The organism is Luteimonas sp. BLCC-B24, from assembly GCF_028550595.1.
Classification (GTDB): Bacteria; Pseudomonadota; Gammaproteobacteria; order Xanthomonadales; family Xanthomonadaceae; genus Luteimonas.
In genome coordinates this window covers 742,440-763,289 of the sequence record NZ_JAQQGN010000001.1, presented here as the reverse complement: position 1 = coordinate 763,289, position 20,850 = coordinate 742,440, and the positions used below count along the sequence as shown (strand labels likewise).

The 20,850-nt window shown below is 69.0% G+C and carries 16 protein-coding genes; 3 read left to right on the top strand and 13 right to left on the bottom strand.

Going from position 1 to position 20,850, the window contains the following annotated elements; translation table 11 throughout:
• Nucleotides 1–60: 60 nt before the first annotated feature.
• The 13 genes from PQS31_RS03695 to PQS31_RS03635 all read right to left on the bottom strand — a co-directional run bounded on the left by PQS31_RS03695 (nucleotide 61) and on the right by PQS31_RS03635 (nucleotide 13,337).
• A complete protein-coding gene (locus PQS31_RS03695) occupies nucleotides 61–771 on the bottom strand; it encodes a prepilin-type N-terminal cleavage/methylation domain-containing protein (protein ID WP_272761319.1) in 711 nt (236 codons plus the stop codon).
• Nucleotides 772–779: 8 nt separating this feature from the next.
• Nucleotides 780–2,036: a type II secretion system F family protein gene (locus PQS31_RS03690; protein ID WP_272761318.1), complete on the bottom strand. Its 1,257-nt coding sequence runs from the start codon at nucleotides 2,034–2,036 to the stop codon at nucleotides 780–782.
• Entirely contained in the window at nucleotides 2,033–3,742 is a 1,710-nt protein-coding gene (locus tag PQS31_RS03685; protein ID WP_272761317.1) for a type II/IV secretion system protein, read from the bottom strand. Before PQS31_RS03685 ends, PQS31_RS03690 begins: the two co-directional genes overlap by 4 nt.
• A complete protein-coding gene (locus PQS31_RS03680; protein ID WP_272761316.1) occupies nucleotides 3,729–5,159 on the bottom strand; it encodes an ExeA family protein in 1,431 nt (476 codons plus the stop codon). Before PQS31_RS03680 ends, PQS31_RS03685 begins: the two co-directional genes overlap by 14 nt.
• On the bottom strand, nucleotides 5,156–6,121 hold the full coding sequence (locus PQS31_RS03675) for a hypothetical protein (RefSeq protein ID WP_272761314.1): 966 nt from the start codon (nucleotides 6,119–6,121) through the stop codon (nucleotides 5,156–5,158). The genes PQS31_RS03680 and PQS31_RS03675 overlap by 4 nt, the downstream gene beginning before the upstream one ends.
• A complete protein-coding gene (mshL, locus tag PQS31_RS03670) occupies nucleotides 6,118–7,875 on the bottom strand; it encodes a pilus (MSHA type) biogenesis protein MshL (RefSeq protein WP_272761313.1) in 1,758 nt (585 codons plus the stop codon). The genes PQS31_RS03675 and mshL overlap by 4 nt, the downstream gene beginning before the upstream one ends.
• A gap of 37 nt (nucleotides 7,876–7,912) precedes the next feature.
• Complete coding sequence (locus PQS31_RS03665) at nucleotides 7,913–8,680, bottom strand: type II secretion system protein (RefSeq protein WP_272761312.1); 768 nt, start codon at nucleotides 8,678–8,680, stop codon at nucleotides 7,913–7,915.
• 1 nt (nucleotide 8,681) lies between these two features.
• Nucleotides 8,682–9,290 carry a hypothetical protein gene (locus tag PQS31_RS03660; RefSeq protein ID WP_272761311.1) on the bottom strand — a complete coding sequence of 203 codons (609 nt, stop codon included), beginning with the start codon at nucleotides 9,288–9,290 and terminating at the stop codon, nucleotides 8,682–8,684.
• Nucleotides 9,287–9,811, bottom strand: a complete 525-nt coding sequence (locus tag PQS31_RS03655; protein WP_272761310.1) for a hypothetical protein — start codon at nucleotides 9,809–9,811, stop codon at nucleotides 9,287–9,289. The genes PQS31_RS03660 and PQS31_RS03655 overlap by 4 nt, the downstream gene beginning before the upstream one ends.
• The gene (locus PQS31_RS03650; RefSeq protein ID WP_272761309.1) at nucleotides 9,808–11,229 is read right to left on the bottom strand and encodes a hypothetical protein; all 1,422 of its coding nucleotides are present in this window, start codon (nucleotides 11,227–11,229) and stop codon (nucleotides 9,808–9,810) included. The genes PQS31_RS03655 and PQS31_RS03650 overlap by 4 nt, the downstream gene beginning before the upstream one ends.
• The gene (locus PQS31_RS03645) at nucleotides 11,226–11,774 is read right to left on the bottom strand and encodes a hypothetical protein (RefSeq protein ID WP_272761308.1); all 549 of its coding nucleotides are present in this window, start codon (nucleotides 11,772–11,774) and stop codon (nucleotides 11,226–11,228) included. The genes PQS31_RS03650 and PQS31_RS03645 overlap by 4 nt, the downstream gene beginning before the upstream one ends.
• 5 nt (nucleotides 11,775–11,779) lie before the next feature.
• Nucleotides 11,780–12,577 carry a prepilin-type N-terminal cleavage/methylation domain-containing protein gene (locus PQS31_RS03640; protein ID WP_272761307.1) on the bottom strand — a complete coding sequence of 266 codons (798 nt, stop codon included), beginning with the start codon at nucleotides 12,575–12,577 and terminating at the stop codon, nucleotides 11,780–11,782.
• 151 nt (nucleotides 12,578–12,728) lie between these two features.
• Entirely contained in the window at nucleotides 12,729–13,337 is a 609-nt protein-coding gene (locus PQS31_RS03635) for a bacterial transcriptional activator domain-containing protein (RefSeq protein WP_272761306.1), read from the bottom strand.
• Nucleotides 13,338–13,358: 21 nt separating this feature from the next.
• Here PQS31_RS03635 and PQS31_RS03630 point away from each other — a divergent pair, with 21 nt between their 5' ends.
• The 3 genes from PQS31_RS03630 to PQS31_RS03620 all read left to right on the top strand — a co-directional run bounded on the left by PQS31_RS03630 (nucleotide 13,359) and on the right by PQS31_RS03620 (nucleotide 20,794).
• Complete coding sequence (locus tag PQS31_RS03630) at nucleotides 13,359–16,397, top strand: serine/threonine-protein kinase (RefSeq protein ID WP_272761305.1); 3,039 nt, start codon at nucleotides 13,359–13,361, stop codon at nucleotides 16,395–16,397.
• A 186-nt stretch (nucleotides 16,398–16,583) separates the two neighbouring features.
• Nucleotides 16,584–18,548: a S9 family peptidase gene (locus PQS31_RS03625; protein WP_272761304.1), complete on the top strand. Its 1,965-nt coding sequence runs from the start codon at nucleotides 16,584–16,586 to the stop codon at nucleotides 18,546–18,548.
• 140 nt (nucleotides 18,549–18,688) lie between these two features.
• Nucleotides 18,689–20,794, top strand: a complete 2,106-nt coding sequence (locus PQS31_RS03620; RefSeq protein ID WP_272761303.1) for a S9 family peptidase — start codon at nucleotides 18,689–18,691, stop codon at nucleotides 20,792–20,794.
• Nucleotides 20,795–20,850: the final 56 nt, after the last annotated feature.

Here is a 20,850-nt window from a genome sequence, read left to right as displayed (position 1 = left end):
GAGAGGGTGCAACGGATGCGGGTAGGCGCATTGCATGGCTCCTGTGCCGGTGCGGGGGCGTCACTGGTTCATCCGGATGTAGCCGGCCATCACCGCGACCTGTCCGTCGACGCTGGTGCCACCGCCGTAGGTGTCCAGGTCGTTCAAGGTCCATCTGCCGGCGTCGGGGGCCCCGCTGCCGGCGGCGGCCTGCGTATGCAGTCCCTGCTGGCGCATGCGACCTGCGCGTGCGTTCACACGGCCGTCGATGCGGGTATCGAGCTGGTTGGCCAGTTCCGGGGTCATGCCGGTCAGACGCATGACGTTCCGGCGCCGGTTGACGTACGTCGTGCCCGGTCCAGGTTCCGCCCATTCGCCGACATTGAGGAAGCACACCTCCAGTTGCTGCGGATTGCCCCGGCTGTCCTGGTAGACGTAGCGGGTCTCCTGGCGCTCCGCGCGGCCCTGGGGAAGCGCGATACCGCGTACGAGCATCGCGTCACGAAGCGGGTCGCCGCACAGCAGTTCATCGGCCGCTGCGCCGTTCACCTCGCCCGTGGGATCGCCCATGTCGTCGCCCGGGACCACGCCCACCTGCTGCACGTAGCGGTCGTAGGCGATCATCCAGCCCTGTACGAATTCGCTGCCGATGCGCTCGGCGACGGCACTGCGGTAGACGTCGCGGCCGACCGACACCGCACCGATGATCAACGCGATGACGACCAGCACCACCGACATCTCGATCAGGGTGAAACCGGGCGCGGGCGGGCGCAGGGGCGTGCGTGGCGACATGACGGACCTCAGAACTGCGGCGAGTTGATTGCCTGCTGCACGAGGTCGTAGACCGGAAGCAGAAGGGCGACGATCAGGAACACGAACATGCCGCCGGCCAGCAACACGACGACGGGCTTGATGATCTCGGAGAGGTTTGTGATCAGGCGCTGCAAACGCAGGCTGTACTCGGACGACAGGCGCGAGAACTGCGAGTCGAGCGTGCCGGTGTCTTCGCCGACGGCGACCATGCGCACCATCATCGAAGGAAACCCACCGACCTGACGCATGGCGGCAGAGACCCGGTCGCCGCGTTCGAGCACCTGGCGGATCGCGATGATGCGGTCGCGGTAATACTCGTCCCGCATGGCCCGCTCCATGACCTGCAGGCTGCTGACCATGTCCACGCCGGCCTTGACCAGCAGCGACATGTATTCGGTGAAGAACGCCAGCCCAGAGGAGAACATGATGGTCTTGGCGATGGGCAGTCTGTGCAGCGCGTAATGGACGCCGCGCCGGAACGCCCGGCTGTAACGCCACGTCACCCACAGCACGAAGGCGGCGACGACCATCCCGACCAGGATCAGGCCGATGTGCGCGATCAGCCACTCCGAGCCCTTCATCACGGCCACGGTCAGTGGCGGCAGATCGGCATTCATCTGCTTGAAGAGATCGGCCAGGTTGGGGATCACGTAGTAGATCCAGAAGCCGCCGGCGGCGAAAATCGCCGAGAACACGAACGCCGGATAGATCAGTGCCTGGCGCGTATCGGCGGTCATCTTGGAGACGCGCTCGATATGGTCGGCGGCCTCCTTGAGCATCAGGTCCATGGTGCCGGTCTCGTCGCCGATCATGACCAGGTTGCGGACCGTTTCCGGGAACGCATCGGGGTAGCGCGAGAATGCATCGCTGAGCGAAGCGCCCGCATCGAGCTCCTCCAGCAGGCGGCGCGCGAGTTTGGCGGGATTGGAAGCCCGGCCGCCGCCGACCTCGTTCGCGACCGCGCGCAGCGCTTCCATGATGGGAATGCCGCTGGCGGTCATTACCGCGAGATCGCGCAACATGCCGGCCAGTTCCGCCGGGCGGATGCTGGGCTTGACGAGATGCGAGATCGAACGCTGGGTCTCGGCCAGCCAACCCGGCAGCCGATACAGCGACAGCACGACGGCGTCGAAATTCTTCTCGAGCCACATCCGCGCCGAGGAATCGCGCTCCACGGCCAACTGTGCGACGCCGCTGCGCACACGGCCGCTGGACATCAGCAGGCGGTAGTAATACACGTTCATGGCGACGGCCCCACGCCGACGACGCGCAACACTTCCTCGACCGTGGTCTGGCCGGCGAGGATGCGTGCCTTGGCCACATCCTCGATGCCGCGGAAGCCGGCGTTCATGGCCAGGGTGCGCAGCTGCTCGCGACCGGCATCGTCGGCGATGCCGTTGGCCAGCGCGTCGTCGACGACCATGATGTCGTAGACCGGCAGGCGGCCGTAGTAGCCGCTGTTGCGACACCGACCGCAGCCCGTGCCACGCTTGCCGCACGTGCCCTGGGCCACGCCCAGCCACGCGGTCTCGCTGGGCGACAGCGGCGCATCTTCGGCGCAGAAGGGGCAGTTCTGACGCACCAGGCGTTGGTTCACCACCGCCAGCAGATTGTCGGCGATGACCTGCGCCTCCAGCCCCAGGGGACGCAGGCGCGGCACCACGCCGAAGACCGTGGTGACGTGGAGCGTGGACAGCACCAGGTGTCCGGTTGCCGCTGCCTCGAGCGCGGCCTGGGCGGTTTCGGCATCGCGCATCTCGCCCAGCAGGATGACGTCCGGGTCGTGGCGGAGGAAGTGACGCAGCGCCGAGCCGAACTCGTAACCCGATCGACGATTGACCTCGGTCTGGCCGGCTCCGGGCACGCGGTACTCGATCGGGTCCTCGACTGTCAGCACGTTGCGCTCGATCAACGACTGCATGCGCAGCGCCGCATGCAGTGACGAGCTCTTGCCGGAGCCGGTCGGTCCGGTGATGAGGATCAGGCCGGCGGGCTTGGCGAACAGGCGTTCGAGCGCGGCCACGTCTTCGGGAAAGAAGCCGAGTTCCGCCAGTCCGGCGAGATCGCTGTGTTCGGGCAGCAGGCGCATGACCGTGCGTTCGCCGGCGTCGGTGATGATCGTCGAGACGCGCACGGTCAGCGCCGAATCCAGCACCACGGCGCGGAAGCTGCCGTCCTGGGGGCGCCGCTGCTCGGAGATGTCCATCTCGGCAGTCAGCTTGATGTAGCCGAGCAGGCGACTGAGCGTGGTCGGCATCGCGAACATCGGACGCAGCACGCCATCGACGCGGAACAGCACGTGCAGGCTGTCCTCCGACGGCGAAACATGGATGTCGGTGGTGCGTTCGCGCACCGCGTAGTGCAGCAGGTAGTCGAGCAGCTTCTCCGGGCTGTAGGCGTGGTCCTTGTCCGAAGCCAGCCGCTTGACCTCGCGCTCGAGCAGGCTTTCGACCGGATTCTGTGCGAAGTAGTACGTATGCCGGATCAGTCGCGCGACCTTGCCGTACTCGCCCTGCAGGAAGCGGCAGCGCAGACCGACGCGCTGCAGTACCAGCTGTGACACGGTGGCGGTATCGGCGTCGCCCAGCAGCACCTCCAGTGTGTCGTCGACGCGTCGCAGCGGCAGGAACTGGCGCAGCTGGCACAGTTCGCGGTTGAACATCGCCAGCACCTGTGGCTCGGGCTGCGAGAGCATCTCGGTCTGCACGTACTCGACGCCGTTGAGCTCGGCGAGCGTGCGCACGATGTCGGATTCGTTCGCCAGTCCATGCCGGATCAACGTGCGGCCGAGACGCTGTTGTTCGACCTCGTTCTTCTGGATCGCGTATTCGAACTGGACCGCATCGATCAGTCCACGTTCGAGCAGGGTTTCGCCCAGGCGGGTGCTTTCCTTCGAGGCGGCAGCCTGCGGGGCGTGGGGCGGTGCGATTCGGGCGTCAACCGTGGCCATCGTGCGGCGGTTCCGTGGTGGGTGCGGCGGCGTCGGTCGCCAGCAGGATGTCGATCAGCAGGAGCGTGGACGCATCGGGAAGCCCGCTGCCGGGCAGCCCATGGCGCTGTTGCAGCGCGGCGATCGCCTCGCGCATGCGCGGGCCGTACACGCCGTCGATATCACCGTGATACAGACCGCGCGCGCCGAGCAGGGCCTGCACCATGCGCACTCGTTCACGCGCCTCGCCGCCGGCGAGAAAATCCTCGGGGCGCAGCCCGGTCGGCCAGGCTGCGAGCCAGCCGTCGCCCTGCGCACGCAGGCAGAGGTCATCGCGTGCGGGCATGTGCGCGGGCCAGCCGCCGGTCACCACGTGGACCTGCGCGCCGCGTCCCTCGATCGCCTCCAGGCAGGCGTCCCAGCCGTCGTCGACCGGTTGCACGGCGGCGGAAACCGCCGTGATCGGCGCAGCGACGGTTGCAAGGCCTGCGCCGTCGTCGGCGTGGCTGTGCGGACTGCCCAGGAGCAGCGACAGCGATGCGACGGCGAAAGCGCCGCCGATGCAGGCGGCCAGCGCCAGCGGCTTGCGTGTGCGCCGTCGCGCCGGCAAGGCGCCGGCTTCGGAAGCCGCGGTGCGCACCAACGCCGCATCGACGACGCGCTGCGCAGGGACGCGGCCGTAGAGGCCGTACAGGCACCGGTCCATCAGCAGGTGGATACGTCGCGGGTTGCCGCCGCTTGCGCGGTACAGCGCGCTCACGGCGTCCTCCTGCAGGCGGATGCCGGGTTCAGGGTTGCCCGCCGCGGCGAGACGGAAGCCGACGTAGTCACGCAGGTCGCCAGGCGACATCGTTTCCAACCTGACGTGCTTGCAGATCCGGCTGGTCAGCTGGCGGATGCGCGGCTGATCGAGGTTGTCGCGCAACTCGGGCTGACCGGAGAGGACGATCTGGAGCAGCTTCTCCTGCCCGGTTTCCAGGTTCGTGAGCAGGCGAAGCAGTTCCAGGCTTTCCAGGGTGAGGTTCTGCGCATCGTCGATCACGAGCACGCAGGTGGCCTGTTCCTGCCAGCGGCGCACGAGGAACCGGTTGAGTGTTTCGATGTCGCGTGCCGGATTGCCGCGCGGACGCAGACCGAAGTCCCGCAGCACCGCAGCCAGAAGATCATCGGCCTGCAGAAACGTGTTGAACACCATCGACGTCGACACGCCCTCACCATCGAGTTCGTGCAGCAGACGACGCAGGAAAGTGCTTTTCCCGGTGCCCACTTCGCCGGTCAACAGCACGAAGCCCGCCCGCGTGCGCAGGCAGTGCGCGGCCTCCGTCAGTTCGCCGTCCAGAACCGGAGTGCGGAACCAGGCGCTGGCGTCGGGCGTGGGCGGAAAGGGTGCATGTGTCAGGTCCAGCGCCTGCAGATGGCGGACGAGGGCAGGGTTCATCGCAGCGCGTCCACTTGGGCGAGCGCCCGGGCGACCAGCGCCGATCGCGCATGCTGGCCACCAAGCCGCTTCAGTCGCTGCCGGGCGTCGTCGACATCTCCGCGTCCCGCATCGAGCAAGGCCACGTTGACGCCGGCGACCTCGTCGTCGGGAACGCGCTCGATGATCTGCCGGTACAGACGCTCGGCCGCGTCCATCGCACCGCCGTCGTGGGCGATCCAGGCCTGCATGCGCAGCAAGGTCAGACTCTGCGAGGGCAGAAGAGCCTCGAGGGATGCGAGCGCGCGGTCGGCCCCGGCGCGGTCGCCTGCGGCGACGGCCGCGCCGATCGCGTCGATCGCCCGCTGGATCGCGACCTCGTCGCTGCCCGGCGCGGCGTTGCCCCCGGCGGGCGCGGCGGAGCGCTGCTCGACCTTGATCCTGACCGGCTCGGGTGCGGGCATCGCGGCCGCGACGGCATGTGCGGCCGGTGCGATATCGACGGCGGCAGGTGCGGGGGCGGGGGCCGTACCGGCGTCCGCGAACGCGGTCACCGGCGTGGCCACGACATCGACCGGCGCAGTCACCGCATCGGCCTCCGGCGGCGACACGTGCGCGGCGTCCAGCGCTGCCGGGGCGGACGCCGACGAGACTCCGGGCGACGCGCTGCCGGCCGCCGCGCGCGGCACCGCGGGCGGGGCGGTGTCGACCGTCCGGGTCAGGTCCACGATCGGCAAGGGCCTCTCCGCAGCCGCCGGCACGGCGATCGTGGTGGCGGCTGCGTGCACGACGCCCTGGCTACCGTGCTGACCGCCGAGGAAATACGCCGGCGCGGCCAGCAGTGCGCCCGCCATCAACACGACGGTGCCGCGACCATGCGGCCGTGCGCGATGCCACCAGGCCGGCCACGCCGTCGCCGCGCGTGGGTGTACGGCCGCAGCGGCTCCGGACTGTTGACGCAACGCGTCGTAGACCAGGCTCATACCAGCGTGACCCGGAGCACCAGCACCAGTTCGCGGGTGTTCTGCTGCGTGGAACGCGCGCCGAACAGCTTGCCCAGCACCGGCACGTCCGACAGCGCCGGAATGCCGCTGTCGTCGAGACTGGACGTCTGGTCGATCAGGCCGCCCAGCAGCACGGTGTCCCCGTCGCGCAGATTGAGGGTGGTGGTGATGCCTTTGACATTGATGACCGGCAACGTCACCGCGTTGCCGTTGGGAAACTCGCGCAGCGCCAGGCTGCCCGGCACGACCTCGGTCTGCATCGGATGCACGAGCAGTTCCACGGTGCCGTTTTCGTGGATCACCGGCGCAACGCCGATCACGACGCCGGAGAACAGCGAGTCGGTCTGGATGTCGGACGAGGTGTTGAAGCCGCCGCCACCGGCATTGGAGAAGCTGGTCGTCGACTTGGTGACGTAGCGGATGTTGGAGCCGACGCTCAGATACGCCGGGCTGCCGTTGCGGACGCGGACGCTCGGGTTCGACAGCACCTTCACGTTGCCGAAGCCGCGCAGCGCTTGCAGCGCGGCGGAGAAGGTATCGGTGAGGTAGCTCACCCCGAGGCCCCGCCCGATCGCCGAACCCAGGCTCTGGTTCGGAAATACGATATTGCGGGCCTGATCGCCGTAGCGACCGAAGCGCTGATACGGCAGCAGGTTGGGATCGGCCGGAATACCGAGATCCGGATTGCCCGGCGTGCCGGGCGCGGGGACGATCGTGGCCGGGCTGTCGCCGTAGAGGCCGGCAACACGGTTGCGCAGCAGGTTCCAGTCCACGCCGTACTGGAAGTTGTCGCTGAGCGAGACGTCGAGGATCTGCGCTTCCACCAGCACCTGCCGGCGCATCTTGCCGATGGTGTGTTCGACCAGTTCCTCCACCGCGCGGATCTGCGATGGCCGTGCGCGGACGAACAGCGTGCCCGAACCGGCATCGAGGCTGTAGCGCGCGGTTTCGGGCGGCAGGGGTGCGTCGGGGTCGCGCGTCCCGCCCGTTGCCGACGGCCCGGTGCCGAGGATCACTTTCAATGCGGCGTCGAGCTGGGCGTAGGGATCATTGCCCTTGCCGACACTGCCGCTCATGGTCAGGTTGCCGCGCAACGACTGGCCGCCCCCACCTTCGCCCTGCATGCCCGCACCGAAGACATCGCCGCCGGTGGACAGATCGATGGAGGTCGTGGAGTTCAGCAGGTCCACGTTGAGGATGCGGTCGCGCATCTGTCCGACCACGAGCGCGCCACCGCGGGTCTCGCCGTGCAGATCGAACGCATCGAGGATGTGGTTGTAGACCTCGCGCGCGCTGACGTTGCGCAGATGCAGGCTGGTGCGCTGGCGCTGTTCGAGCACCTGGGGATCGACGATCAGATTCATGTTGAGTTCGTCGGCCAGCGCCCAGAGCAGCTGGCCCACATCGGCGTTGAACATGCTGATGCTGACGACGCTGTTCTCCAGCGGGTCGTATGCCGGCGCGACCGGCGGTGCGGGCGCGGCGGCACGTTCGACCGAACGTTCGATCTGCTGGCGCAGCAGTTCTTGGTGATCGGCCAGGCGCCGCGATTCCTCCACGGTCGAGGCGTTGGCCCGCTCGAGGGCTTTGTACTCCACGGGCGGCACGCTGGAGACGCTGCGCGGCGGCATGCCGGCGCAGCCGGCCAGCAGCGCGAGGCCGATCGCCCCTGCGAGCACGCGCGCGTCGGGACGCAGCGGATGCCGGCGAGGCTGGGTGGCGGTGTGATTCATGTCGTGGCCTCGAAAGGAGAGTCGGGTGGTGTGCGGATCAGCGGCGGGTCGTCATCAGCCAGCCCAGAAGGGCGGCCTGGCTTTCGGCCACGACGACGTCGTCGTAGGCCATGTCGGCGGCGCGGTCGGGTGCGGACACGCAGGTCGTGCTGCCGGTGGCGAATCCGTGGTGGGTGTCGCCGTCGAAGTTCGTGCCCGTGCCATCGCGGTCGGTGGCCGGCACCACCACTACGAAGGCGGGATTGACCAGCGGCGCGATCGGGCTCGCCATGCAGGTGTGGCTGCCGGTGTACGCCACGTAATAGGGCTGCACCGGCGAGGACGCCGCGACGGTGGCGGCAGTGAGCGCGGTGATGAAGCCGGCCATGCCTTCGAAATCGTGTTCTTCGGCCCCTGCGGCTTGCGGTGCGACCAGGTCCGCGCCTACTGCGCTGCGATAGACGCCGTAGCGCAGTCGCTCGGCCCGCGTGGGGACATCGAGGCCCAGGCTTTCATAGGGCAGCCAGCCGATACGGACATCGGCGTTGCAGCTCCCGCCGCCGGCTTCGCGCCCGCTGTCGCCGTGGGCCGAGGTGTCCGGGCAGGGCAGGCGCTTGTTGCGCAGCGCGAAGGCGCGCAGCGCCTGGCGGGCGGTTTCGGCCTGGGCGCGTGCGGCGCTCTGCTCGCGGGCCTGGTGGATCCCCCCGAATGCCGATGTCATGGCGACCGCCATCACGCCCAGCACCGCGAGAACCACGGACAGCTCGACAAGCGTGAAGCCGCCAGCGGCGATGCGGACCGAAGACGGGCGACGAGGTCGACGCATGTCACTGCGCTCCCACCGCGCGCGCCGCGGGCCCGGCGGGGCCGGACACGTCGTAGCGGACCTGACCCTGCAGCTGCTGCAGTTCGGCGACGATCTCGGCCTGGCGCTGTTCGGTCCGCGGCGATGCAGGCTGCTGGGTCGACTCGGCCAGTTCCTGGGCCAGTTCCTGGGCGCGCCGGGCGATGCGCAGGTTGTCGCGCAGTGCACCCAGACTGACATCCGCCGGTGCCTGGCCGGTCCGCTCCAATGCATCGAGTTCGCCCAGCAGCCGGTCAATGCCCTCGATGTTGTTTCGCGATTGCACGCGCAACTCGGCAACCGCGCGTCCCGCCTCCGCCTCCGTCATCGCAGGCGCGTCCGGCTCGGCCGCGGAGCGGGTGGCGAGGGCGCCGGCGGCTGTGGACGACAGATCGCGCTCCCACGGCGCGGTCTCCCTCTCGGAGCCGGCATCCACGGCGGCAGCCTGTTCGGCGACCGGCCCCGGTGCCTCGCCGCCCCCTGCGGCAGGCACGCCGGGGCCGGTGCCGAGCCAGCGCACGGCCAGGACGATCGCCAGACCGACACCGATGGCGGCTGCCGCCATCGCGATGCTTCGGGTGCGCGTGTTCATCGCGCATTGCTCCGGGCCGCCTGCTGCAGCAACGCTGACGGCACGCGCAGGTCGGTGCGCTCGCCGTCCGCGCGCTCGATGCGCACGGCGCCCTGGCCGATCGCGCGCACCCGGGAGCCGTCGGCGAGCAGCGAGCCGGCGCGCACCAGTTCGCCGTTGACGATCGCGCTGCGCCGGCCATTGGTCTCGAGCACCATCGCGACGTTGTGCTGCACGGGACCGGCATCGACCCTGGCCTCGCCGCCGATGCCGGACGAGGCTTCGACGACGCGCGGCAGCGGCTGCAACGCGACCAGCTGGCGGCCGTCCTCGCGGTAGCTGGCCTGGCCGAGCGCCGCGATGTGCGCCTGCGCCCTGCGGTTGCGTTCGATCGCGGCGCGCAGCTCGCCCATGGCGGCGGTGTCGTCGGCGTCATTACCAAGGTGCAGCACGGCCGGCTTGACGATGACCATCGTCGCCAGCCAACCGGTGACCAGCAGCCAGATCGCCAGCGCCAGTGCCGCAGTGAATTTCATCTTCATGAGCGTGTGTCCTGCGGCTGCTCGGTCGGGCGGGTCAGCAGGTAGGAAAAGCTGCCGCCGCTGCCTCGGTTGCCGTTACCGCCGCCGCCCAGGGGATCGACGGGCTGCGGGTCGTAACCGGCCATGCGCAACCGGGCCACGAAATTGGCCAGCTGCATGCCGGGTGTGCCGCGTCCGGGGTCCACGACGCCGTCCACGCGCAGGGTGTGGACATCTGCCGTCGCGGCCGACGTGTCGGTGTTCCTCGACTGCCGGCGATTGCCGCGGGCGGGCGCCGCGGGCTTGGCCTCGTCGATCCGCAGGCGCAGGATGCGCACCTCGCCAGCGGCGGCATCGCGCACGCGGGCCAGGCTGTCGGCCGGGTCGGCCCCGGCCTGGATACGCGCGGCGCGCTCGACGAAGGCCAGTGCGGCGGTGTGCCCGTCGGGCAGACGCTCCTTCTCGCGCATCGCCTCGATACGCGATTCGATCTGCGATACCTCCGCATTCAACTGGTCCGCACGCGCCTCGGCTTCACTGGCGCTCAGCGCCCAGCGCGCGCCCAGGGTGCCGAGCACCAGCGCGAACACCAGCGAGGCGGCGCTCGCGTAGGGCAGCACGCGTTCTGCCAGGTAGGCAGCGCGCGTCGCGGCCGGATTGACCGCGATCGATGGCCCGCACGCCGACGCCATCCAGGCGGCACCACTGCGGTACTCGCGACCCTGGGCGTCGAGCACGCGCCGCAGCGGCACGGTGGTGACCTGCAGGCCGCTGCGCGCAGAGAACACCTCACGCAGCATGTCGTCCGTCCAAGGGGCGTCGTCGTCGGGGCGGGCGACCAGCACCGGGCACCACTGCAGGGTCAGCGGATGCATGGTGTCCTCGAGCGCGGCCAGATCTTCGGCGAGCTGGTCGGCCATCGCGCCAGCGGCCATCGCGAGATCCTGGGGGTCGTCGCTGTAGGCCAGGGTGGTGCGGTAAAGCATGTCGTGCCCGTGCAGCGCGAGCACGCTGAGCTGGCGGCCCGCCTGCAGCACTACGCCGTGGCCAGATGTCACCGCCTTCCACAGCAGCGAGGTCGACGGGATGAGCAGGCAGTGGTCCGGTTGGGCCTCGGCCCAGGCGTAGGTCTGCTGCCACAGATCCAGCGGAACCGCGGTGAACAGCGTCTGGTAACCGGCACCGATGCTGCGCGTCTTGTGGATCAGAATCTTGGCGTCGGTATCGATCATGCCGTCCGAGCGCAACCGCTTTTCGATCAAGGCGACGGCATGTGCCGGACTGCCCTCGAGCGAGACCACGCTGCTGACCGCGCCTTCGAAATCGGAGACCACGGTGGCGGCGCGGTCGAATTTCGGGCGCGCGTCCGAATGCACCACGTGCTGACCATCGAAGCTCAACCACCGGCCCTGCTGATGAACGACGAAAAGCGGAGTCATGGGGTGGCCACCGGGAGGATGTAGTCGGAGACGGCGCGGCCGCCGGTGCGGAACAGCAGGTTGCCGCGCAGGGTCAGCAGCAGCGGCGCGGGCTGTCGATCGCTCGTGACCGGCGGGTCGAACAGGCCTTCGTCGGGCCGGGTCACCGACAGCTCGAACGCGTCCGCGCCGAACAGGTGCCCCGGCGATCGCGCCACCGAGTCGAGCATCGGCAGCGTTTCCTCGCGGCTGAGCTGGCTCTGCCGCAGGTTGATCAGACGTTCGCCCCAGAACTCCGGTGACAGCCCCTGCGCACGTGCCGCTTCCAGCATCCGCAGCGATGACTCGGCGTAATCCACCCGCATTCGTGCCTCCTGCTCGCGGACCCGGGCCTCGGACAGCAGCTGATTGCTGCCGCCCAGGCGCTGATAGGCCTCGGCGAGGTTGGAGCGCGCATTGACGAACCACGCGGCGGCGACGATCAGGGCCAGCAGGGTCGTTCCGAACAGCAGCAGCGAGGCGCGCCGCGACTGCCGCAGTTGCATGAGGAAGGGCGAGGCGGCCATGACACTTACTGGTTCATCTTGAGGTGCGCGACGACGGTCATCACCTGTTCGGTGTCCGTGTTGTCACCGAGGTCGTTGCTGGTCGCACCCTGGGCCTGCGTGTTGTTGCCGAGCCATTCGACGCCGGGGCTGTTGGCGTCCGTGCCGGTGGCGCGGGTGATGCCTTCCTGGCGGAACGCGCCGTTCTGGGCGTCCGGCTTGCCGTCGATCATCTGGTCGAGCGCGCGTGCGAGGTCCGGGGTCAGGCCGGACACCACCATGACGTTGCCCGAGCCGGACGCGGTGCCAGGCGGGTTCCACTGGAAGCAGATCTGGATTTCCTGCGGGTTGCCGTTGGTGTCGAGATAGACGTACCGGTCTTCCATGCCGTCGCCGCGGCCCGGCGGCAGCGTGATGCCGCCTCGGCGCATCAGGTCACGCAGATTGAAGTCGTCCCCGGACTGGAACCCGCGCGCCATGTTCGGGCCGGCGTTGGCGCGGCAGATGGCATCAGGCGGCGTTGCGCCCGACATCTCGCCGCCGGAGAGGAAGTCGCCGTCGCCGTCGTAGTTGAAGCCGTTGACCATCAATCGCGGCGCGCTCTGGTCGTCGCCGATCGGCGCGCCGAGGCGCTGGTGATAGTTGTTGTAGGACACCACCCACTGATCGACGAACTTCTGCTTGATGCGGGTGTATTCGGCGTTGCGCTGGACGTCGCGGCCGATCATCACCGCGCCCAGGATGACGCCGATGATGACCAGGACCACGGCCATTTCGACCAGCGTGAAACCGCCCTGCCGGCGGCCGGTGTGTCGTGCTTGCATGTTGGATCCCCTGAGATGGCGGGATCGCGCCGGACGGCCCGGGCGATCGCGGAACCGACACTAGGGGGGCGTCGTGCGTACTGCGTCAGCGCAGCGTAAGAACACCGTCAGATGCCGGGAAAATTCACCGGAGACGGAATTGCGGGGGCGCTCAGGGTGTCGGCAGACCCGTCAAGCGTCGGTGAAGGTCGCGGGTCTCCGCGCTGGGCGCGCAGTCGAGATGCCGGCGCAACGCGCGCTCGAGATCGGTGTAGACCTGCATGGCCTCGTGGCGCGAGCCTTCTTCGGCCAGCAGCACCATCAGCGCGCGATGGTGGGCCTCGTTCCAGCCGTCGGCCTTGACGATCCGCCAGCCGAGGTCGATTGCGTCGCCGTGACGGCCGTCCGCGCGGAGGCGGTCGCGCAGACGGCACATCAGCCGCAGTTCGCGGCGCTGGTAATGCTGACGAGTGAATGCCAGCCAGTCCTCGAAGTCGCTGCCGTCGGTCACGGTGACGCCTTCGAGGAACAGGCCGCGATGGTGCCAGCCCGGGCCTTGGACCAGAACGTCGATCAGGTCGCCTTCCTCCACGATCAAGGGATCGAGCAGATCGATGTCGAACACCTGGTCGCATGGATCGGACGGCACGAGTCCGATCGTGTTCTTCTCCGCGCGCAAGAGGTGCGACAGTCCCAGTTCGGTGAATGCGCGCTGCAAGGCGCTGAGCACCTGACGGAGATTGGTCCGCGACGCGGCTCCGTCGAGATTGGGCCACAGCAAGCCGGCCAGTTGTTCGCGAGAATGGCGGCGGCCGCGCTCCACCGCGAGGTAGCCGAGCAGCGCCCAGCCCTTGCGGTATGGCAGCTGGACATCGATCCCGGTCGATGCGGAGGGCAGGCTGGCGATGCCGAGCAGGCGCAGACGCGGAATCGTCGCGTGCCCGGTGCGGGGGTGGGTCATCGGCGGTCGTACTGGTGTGGAGACGCGTTCGCAACGGGTCGTGCGCGAGCCGGCACGTTGCGAGCCCGGAGTTCGCCCACGGTGCCCCGGGCGAAGCGGTCACCCTACGGCATATCCCCCGGGGCAGACAATGAACACGCGACGCCCGGCCCGGGACGGTGGTTAGAATTCGCCCCGGGGATGTCGGGGGACAGCGCGATGACGGGGAACGGAGAGGACGACGGGCAGGATGCGACCACCGGTCTGCCCTGTGCATCGTTACGGGACGAATCGGGCGGAATGGTGGGCGAGCGGATCGGACCGTATCGCCTGATCTCGATGCTGGGCCGCGGAGGCATGGGCGAGGTCTACGTGGCCGAGCAGGCTGTGCCCGTCCGGCGCTCGGTCGCGTTGAAACTGCTGCGCACACGTCGGCTCGACGTCCGCAGCCTGTCGCACTTCGAAATCGAGCGGCAACTGCTCGCGCAGATGCGCCATCCGGCGATTGCGCAGATCTTCGACGCCGGAACCACCGCGGACGGCCGGCCGTATTCGGCGATGGAGCTGATCGAAGGACCGCCCATCACCGCCTACTGCGCCCAGGAGCAGCTGCCATTGCGTGCGCGGCTGCGGCTGTTCTCACGGGTCTGCGAAGGGGTGCAACACGCGCACCAGAAGGGCGTGGCGCACCGCGATCTCAAGCCGAGCAACATCCTCGTTGCGAAGGTCGACGAACGTGCGCTTCCCAAGATCATCGACTTCGGTATCGCATCGATGATGTCCGGCGGCAGTTCCGACGCCACCGGGGTGATGGGAACTCCGGCCTACATGAGTCCCGAGCAGGCCGAGACGCCCCACGATATCGACACCCGTAGCGATATCTATTCGCTCGGTGTTCTGCTCCACGAGTTGCTGTGCGGACACCGGCCCGAGCGCGCGGCGCGGCATGCATACCGCCCGTCGGCGACATTCGCCGCGCTGCCGCCCCTCGAGCAGAAACGCATCGCGGACGAACTCGGTCTCGATCCGCGCGTGCTGCTGCGCCTGCTGACGCGCGAACTCGATTGGGTCGTGGCCAAAGCGACTGCGCCCGACCGCAGTCTCCGCTACGCCTCGGCGACCGAGCTTGCAGCGGACCTGCTGCGGTTTCTCGATGGACAGCCGCTGGTCGCCGTGCCGCCCAGCCGGATGTATCGCCTGGGGAAATTCGCGCGTCGCCAGCGGGCGGGGATCACTGCCGCTGCCGTCGTTCTGCTGGCGTTGTTGGGGGGGCTGGGCATGTCTCTCTACGGGCTCGAACGTGCGCGTGCGCAGCAGGCACTGGCCGAGGAGCGCGCGAAGCAGCTGGAATCGGTCTCGCGCTTCCAGCAGTCCATGCTCGAAGACATCGATATCGAGTCGATGGGGGTGGCGCTATCGGGCGCGGTACGCGACCAATTGCAGCGCGCCGTGCCCGATGATCCGCAGGCATTCGACCGGATGCTGGCGCTCCTGGGCCCTGCCGATCTGGCCCGGGGCATGATCGACACGAGCCTGTTGCAGCGCGCCGACACATCGATCGCGCGCGATTTCGCGGATCAACCGCTGCTCGCCGCCGACCTGCGCGAGTCGGTCGCCCGGGTGCGCAAGGCGCTCGCGCTCCATGCCGCCGCAGCAGACGGCTACGCCGCGGTGGCCGATGCACGCGCGTCTGTACTGGGCGACCGGGCGCCGGCCACCCTGCGTGCACGCGTGCAGCGGATTTCCGAACTGCTGCTGGCCGGACGCAACCATCTACCCCAGACGCTGGCGCTGCAGGACCAGCTGCGCCAGGACATCGTGACCCTGGACGACCGCGATCCGCTGCGAGTGAGGTTCGAATTCGACGAAGCCGTTGCGCGAACCGTCGACGATCCGCGTGCCCATCGGGCAAAACTCGAGACCCTGTTGCAGCACAGCCGTGAACGCGTCGGCGAAGATGCCGAAGTCACGCTGGAAATCGCGAACAGCCTGGCCATCGTGCTGGTGCGCATCGGTGAGCGGCCTGCGGCGATCGCACTTCTGGAAGAACTGCTTCCCTTGCACGTGCGTGTGTTCGGCGCGCTTCATCCGGACACCCGGGCCGTCAAGCAGAATCTGGCCATCGCACGTGTGCAGTCGGGTGATCACGATGGTGCGATCGCCCTGCAGCGCGGAATCGTCGACGACGACGCACGCCGGCTCGGCAGCGAACATCCCCTCGCGCTGGCGGCGCGTGGCAACCTCGCCAACATGCTCGATGCAGCCGGGCAGAGCGAGGAAGCGTTGAAGCTGGCCAGCGGAGTGCTCGAAGCCAACATGCGTGTGCTGGGGCCGAGCCACGGCCAGACCCTCCGCAGCCGGCTCAACAACGCCTCGTTTCTGGCGAAGATGGGGCGGTTCGACGATGCCCTGCGGTTCCAGTCCGAGGTGATCGACGTGCGTACCCGGGTCTTGGGACCCGGACATCCCGATACCTTGTCGATACGCAGCAACAATGCCGCCACCCTGCATCAGGCAGGCCGTTCCGCCGAGGCGCTGGCGCTGCTCGAGCGTCTGCTACCCGAAGCGGAACGTGTGCTCGGTCCGGGGCACCCGACGGCGCAGGATGCGATGGATATCCGCGGAATGATCGCGCGCGAGACGGGGAACCGGGCATTGGAGATCGCCTCGCTGGAGACCCTTCTGCAGTGGCGCCTCGGCGCCCAGGGCGCGCAGGACTGGAAGACCGTGGAGACGGCCTGGCGGTTGTCCGAGGCGATGGATGCCATCGACCGCGGCGGAGACGCACAGGACGTCCGCGATCGGTATGTGGCGCCACTGCTGCATACGCCGCCCCAGGACCGGTCGCCCGCGCAGAAGCGGCTGGCCGATGCCATCCAGGGGGCCCGCAAGCCGGCCTGAGCGCGGCGCGATCACTGCATCACACCGCAATGCCACCGCGTCTCGTCGTGCTGCCCGGCCGGTAGTCGCGAACCGTGACCGTGTTGATTGCGGACGCTCGCGCACTGACTACCATGGCCGGGCGCCGTGTCTGGGGAGGCCGTCGTCGACGGTCGGAGGCGCGGTATCAGCAGCCGGAGAGCGTGTATGGTCCGCAAGGGACTGCAATGGGTGTGCGTGTGTGTACTGGCCTTCGTCGCATCAGGCGTCCAGGCGCAGGTGGATCTGGCGCCGTTCGTCCAGGACGACGGCGTTCGCGACATCAAGATTTCGCCGACCGGGGAGTTCTATGCGGCGACGTTGCCGCTGGGCGAGCGATCGGCGGTCGCGGTCATGCGCCGCTCCGACCAGACGATCGTCGGCAGCCACCAACTGCCGCGCAATACGCACATCGCCGATTTCTGGTGGGTGGGTGACCAGCGCCTGATGTTCGGCCTCGCCGAGCGTTTCGGCGCGCGTGACTTCCCCTTGCCGACCGGCGAGCTGTTCGCGATGAACGTCGATGGCAGCCGGCCGCAGCTGCTGGTCGGCTATCGCGTGCGCGAGAGCAGCGTGGGGACCAATATCCGTTCGTCGGCGAAGGAGGAGTTCGTCCACGCCTGGCCGATCGATCTGCTGCCGGACGATCCCCGCCACGTGCTGGTCGCCGTGTCGCCGTTCTCGAAGGATCCGCTCACCCGCGTCGACCGCATGGACGTGCAGACCGGTCGCCGCACGACGATCGCGACCGCGCCGGTCTACCGCGGGCAGTTCCTCGCCGACCACACCGGCGAGATCCGTTTCGCGGTCGGCGCCCGAGGCGACAACATCAGCCGCCTCTACTACCGCGAGCGGCGCGGCGCCGACTGGCAGCTGATCAACGACGAGCGCGAGAGCGGTCGTGTCGAGGTGCCGATCGGATTCTCGGAAGACGATACGGTTGCTTACCTGCAGGTGTCACAGCCGCGTGGACCGGATGCCGTGATCGCCTGGACGATCGCCAGCGGCGAGCGTCGCGAGCTGGCGCGCGATGCGGCCGTGGATCCCGAACTGATCATGCGTCCGGGGACGGTCGCGGCGATCGGCGTGCGGTATCTGGGTGCGCCGCCGCGTACCGCCTTCTTCGACGAGACGGGCGATGATGCGAGGCGCATGCGCATGCTGGAAAACGCCTTTCCCGGGCACGTCGTCCGGGTCGCATCGGCCACGCGTGACGCGGGTACCCAGATGCTGCTGGTCACCAGCGACACCGATCCCGGCAGTTTCTACACCTTCGACGTCGCCGCCCGTCAGGCGGACTTCGTGCTGCCGCGCCGGGCGCGGATCGATCCCGCGCGGATGGCGACGATGCAAGCGGTCTCGCTGCAGGCGCGCGACGGCCTGCCGCTGCACGGCTATCTCACCCGTCCCGCCGCCGCGGGGAATGCGCCGCTGCCGCTGGTGGTGATGCCGCACGGCGGTCCGTTCGGCATCTTCGATGACTGGGCGTTCGATTCCGACGCCCAGGTGCTGGCCCAGGCGGGCTATGCGGTGCTGCAGGTGAACTTCCGTGGCTCCGGCAACTACGGGCGCGCGTTCCGCCAAGCCGGTGCGCGTCAGTGGGGCGGCACGATGCAGGACGACCTGACCGACGCCACGCGCTGGGCCGTCGCCCAGGGCCACGCCGACGCGCAGCGGATCTGCATCTACGGCGCCAGCTACGGCGGCTACGCTGCCTTGATGGGCGTCGCCCGGGAGCCGGATCTGTATCGCTGCGCCGTGGGCTATGTCGGCGTCTACGACCTGCCGCTGATGCGCACCCAGGACCGGCGGGGTGGGACGTCTGCGCGCACCTGGCTCGACGAATGGGTCGGCACCGATACCGCCCAGCTCTCGGCCCGTTCGCCGACGCGTCTGGCCGACCGCATCCAGGCGCCGGTGCTGCTGGTGGCGGGTGGCGAGGACGAGATCGCGCCGGTCGAACACACCCGGCGGATGGAGCGCGCACTGCGCGCGGCCGGCGTCCCGGTGGACACCCTCTACGTCGCCAACGAGGGCCACGGCTTCTACAAGCCGGAAAACCGCCGCGCGTTCTATACGCGGTTGCTGGCGTTTCTGGCCGGACATCTGGGCGGCGACACCGCCCTGGAGTGAGCCACGCGCGTGGCCGCGCACCCGGCGTGCCGTGTACGGGCGCGCCGGTGCGCGCGCCTTGAACGCGTGCGCGCCCCGGCCGCTTTGCCTGCATCGCGGCCCCGGCCTACCATTCGGGCTCTTTGTCCGGAGTCCGCGCCATGTCCCTGCGTCTCGCCGTGTTGCCCCTGTGCCTGCTCGCCGCGCTGCCCCTGGCCGCGCAGACCCGGGGACTGGACGTCCGCGACCTCGTCTCGATCGACCGCGTGTCCTCGCCGGTGCTGTCGGACGATGGTCGCCAGCTGGTGTTCGCCCAGCGCAGCGCCGAGGCCGACGGCAGCAAGGCCGAGACCGCGATCTACACGCGCAATCTGGTCACGCGTGACATGGCGCCGCCGCGCCGGGTCACGCCGGCAGGCTGGAACGTCAACTCGCCGTCGCTGTCGCCCGACGGCCAGACCCTGTATTTCCTCAGCGCCAAGAACGGCAGCTCGCAGCTCTATTCGATGCCGCTCGCCGGGGGCACGCCGCGTCAGCTCACCGATGTCGCCGTCGACGTCGGCAGCTACCGGCTCTCGCCCGACGGCACGCGCGTGGCGCTGAGCGCCGACACCTTCGCCGACTGCGGCGCGGACCTCGCCTGCACGCGGACGCGCCTGGCCGAGCGCAAGGACGCACCGGCCTCGGGCGTGGTCTACGACCAGCTGTTCGTGCGTCACTGGGACACCTGGCGCGACGGCACCCGCAGCCGCCTGTTCGTCGCCGACCTGCCGGCCGCGCGCGCAGCCGCGGTCAGGACCGTGCGCGCGCTGGGCCATGCGCTGGATGGCGACATTCCGTCCAAGCCCTTCGGCGGCGCCGACGACTACACCTGGGCGCCGGACGGCCGCTCGCTGGTGGCCACCGTGCGCATCGCCGGGCGCACCGAGCCGTGGTCGACCAACTTCGATCTCTACCGCATCGACGCCGTCGGCGACACCGCGCCGGTGAACCTCACCGAGGCCAACCCCGCCACCGACACCGGCCCGGTGTTCAGTGCGGACGGCGGCACGCTGTTCTATCGCGCGATGAAGCGCGCGGGCTTCGAGGCCGACCGCTATGCGCTCATGGCGCTGGATCTGGCCAGCGGCCAGGCGCGCGAGATCGCCCCGCGCTGGGACCGGTCGCCGAGCAGCATCGCGCCGTCGGCCGACGGCCGCGCGCTGTATGTCGCGGCGCAGGACACCGGCCAGTACCCGCTGTTCCGCGTAGACATCGACGATGGCACGGTCACGCCGCTGGTCGGCAACGGCTCGGTGTCGTCGTTCACGGTCAAGGGCGACACCGTTGCGCTCACCCGCAACAGCCTGCAGACCGGCGACGTGCTCTACACCGCGTCGCTGCAGCAGCTCGGCGAAGCGGGCGAGGGCGAACCGCCGCTGCGCAAGATCACCGAGACGGCGGCCGAGCGCCTGCCCGATGTGACGTTCGGCGCCGCCGAGCAGTTCTCGTTCCGCGGCGCCGGCAATGCCACCGTCTACGGCTACGTGGTCAAGCCCTGGAACTACCAGGAAGGCCAGACCTATCCGGTCGCCTTCCTGATCCACGGCGGCCCCCAGGGCAGCATGGCCAACAGCTGGAGCTACCGCTGGAACGCGCAGACCTACGCCGGGCAGGGCTATGCGGTGGTGATGATCGATTTCCACGGCTCCACCGGTTACGGCCAGGCCTTCACCGATGCGATCACCGGTGACTGGGGCGGCAAGCCGCTCGAGGATCTGCAGAAAGGGTGGGCGGCAGCGCAGCAGCGCTACGCCTTCCTCGACGGCGACCGGGCCTGCGCACTCGGCGCGAGCTACGGCGGCTACATGGTCAACTGGATCGCCGGCAACTGGTTCGACCGCCGCGGCAATGCGCCGTTCAAGTGCCTGGTCAACCACAACGGCGTGTTCGACACCCGCTCGATGGGCCTGGTGACCGAGGAGCTGTGGTTCACCGAATGGGAGTTCGGCGGCACCGTCGCGGAAAACCCGCGTGCCTACGAGAAATTCAACCCGGCCCGGCACATCGAGAAGTGGGTGACGCCGACCCTCGTCGTCGCCGGGCAGAACGATTTCCGCGTGCCGATCGACCAGAGCCTGTCCTCGTTCACCGCGCTGCAGCGCAAGGGCGTCGAGTCGAAGCTGCTGTACTTCCCGGACGAGAACCACTGGGTGCTCAAGCCGGCCAACAGCATCCTCTGGCACGACACCGTCAATGCCTGGCTCAGGCAGCACATCGGCGAGTAAGCGTGACCGAACGGCCGGCTCCAAGCCGGCCGTTCTTCTTTGAACCCCCTTTTTTC

Excerpts from the sequence above, each read along its gene's own strand:
- PQS31_RS03695 (WP_272761319.1), bottom strand. The coding sequence starts at position 771 with ATGTCGCCACGCACGCCCCTGCGCCCGCCCGCGCCCGGTTTCACCCTG.
- PQS31_RS03690 (WP_272761318.1), bottom strand. The coding sequence starts at position 2,036 with ATGAACGTGTATTACTACCGCCTGCTGATGTCCAGCGGCCGTGTGCGC.
- PQS31_RS03685 (WP_272761317.1), bottom strand. The coding sequence starts at position 3,742 with ATGGCCACGGTTGACGCCCGAATCGCACCGCCCCACGCCCCGCAGGCT.
- PQS31_RS03680 (WP_272761316.1), bottom strand. The coding sequence starts at position 5,159 with ATGAACCCTGCCCTCGTCCGCCATCTGCAGGCGCTGGACCTGACACAT.
- PQS31_RS03675 (WP_272761314.1), bottom strand. The coding sequence starts at position 6,121 with ATGAGCCTGGTCTACGACGCGTTGCGTCAACAGTCCGGAGCCGCTGCG.
- mshL (WP_272761313.1), bottom strand. The coding sequence starts at position 7,875 with ATGAATCACACCGCCACCCAGCCTCGCCGGCATCCGCTGCGTCCCGAC.
- PQS31_RS03665 (WP_272761312.1), bottom strand. The coding sequence starts at position 8,680 with ATGCGTCGACCTCGTCGCCCGTCTTCGGTCCGCATCGCCGCTGGCGGC.
- PQS31_RS03660 (WP_272761311.1), bottom strand. The coding sequence starts at position 9,290 with ATGAACACGCGCACCCGAAGCATCGCGATGGCGGCAGCCGCCATCGGT.
- PQS31_RS03655 (WP_272761310.1), bottom strand. The coding sequence starts at position 9,811 with ATGAAGATGAAATTCACTGCGGCACTGGCGCTGGCGATCTGGCTGCTG.
- PQS31_RS03650 (WP_272761309.1), bottom strand. The coding sequence starts at position 11,229 with ATGACTCCGCTTTTCGTCGTTCATCAGCAGGGCCGGTGGTTGAGCTTC.
- PQS31_RS03645 (WP_272761308.1), bottom strand. The coding sequence starts at position 11,774 with ATGGCCGCCTCGCCCTTCCTCATGCAACTGCGGCAGTCGCGGCGCGCC.
- PQS31_RS03640 (WP_272761307.1), bottom strand. The coding sequence starts at position 12,577 with ATGCAAGCACGACACACCGGCCGCCGGCAGGGCGGTTTCACGCTGGTC.
- PQS31_RS03630 (WP_272761305.1), top strand. The coding sequence starts at position 13,359 with ATGGCGGCGGCCGCGCTCCACCGCGAGGTAGCCGAGCAGCGCCCAGCC.
- PQS31_RS03625 (WP_272761304.1), top strand. The coding sequence starts at position 16,584 with ATGGTCCGCAAGGGACTGCAATGGGTGTGCGTGTGTGTACTGGCCTTC.
- PQS31_RS03620 (WP_272761303.1), top strand. The coding sequence starts at position 18,689 with ATGTCCCTGCGTCTCGCCGTGTTGCCCCTGTGCCTGCTCGCCGCGCTG.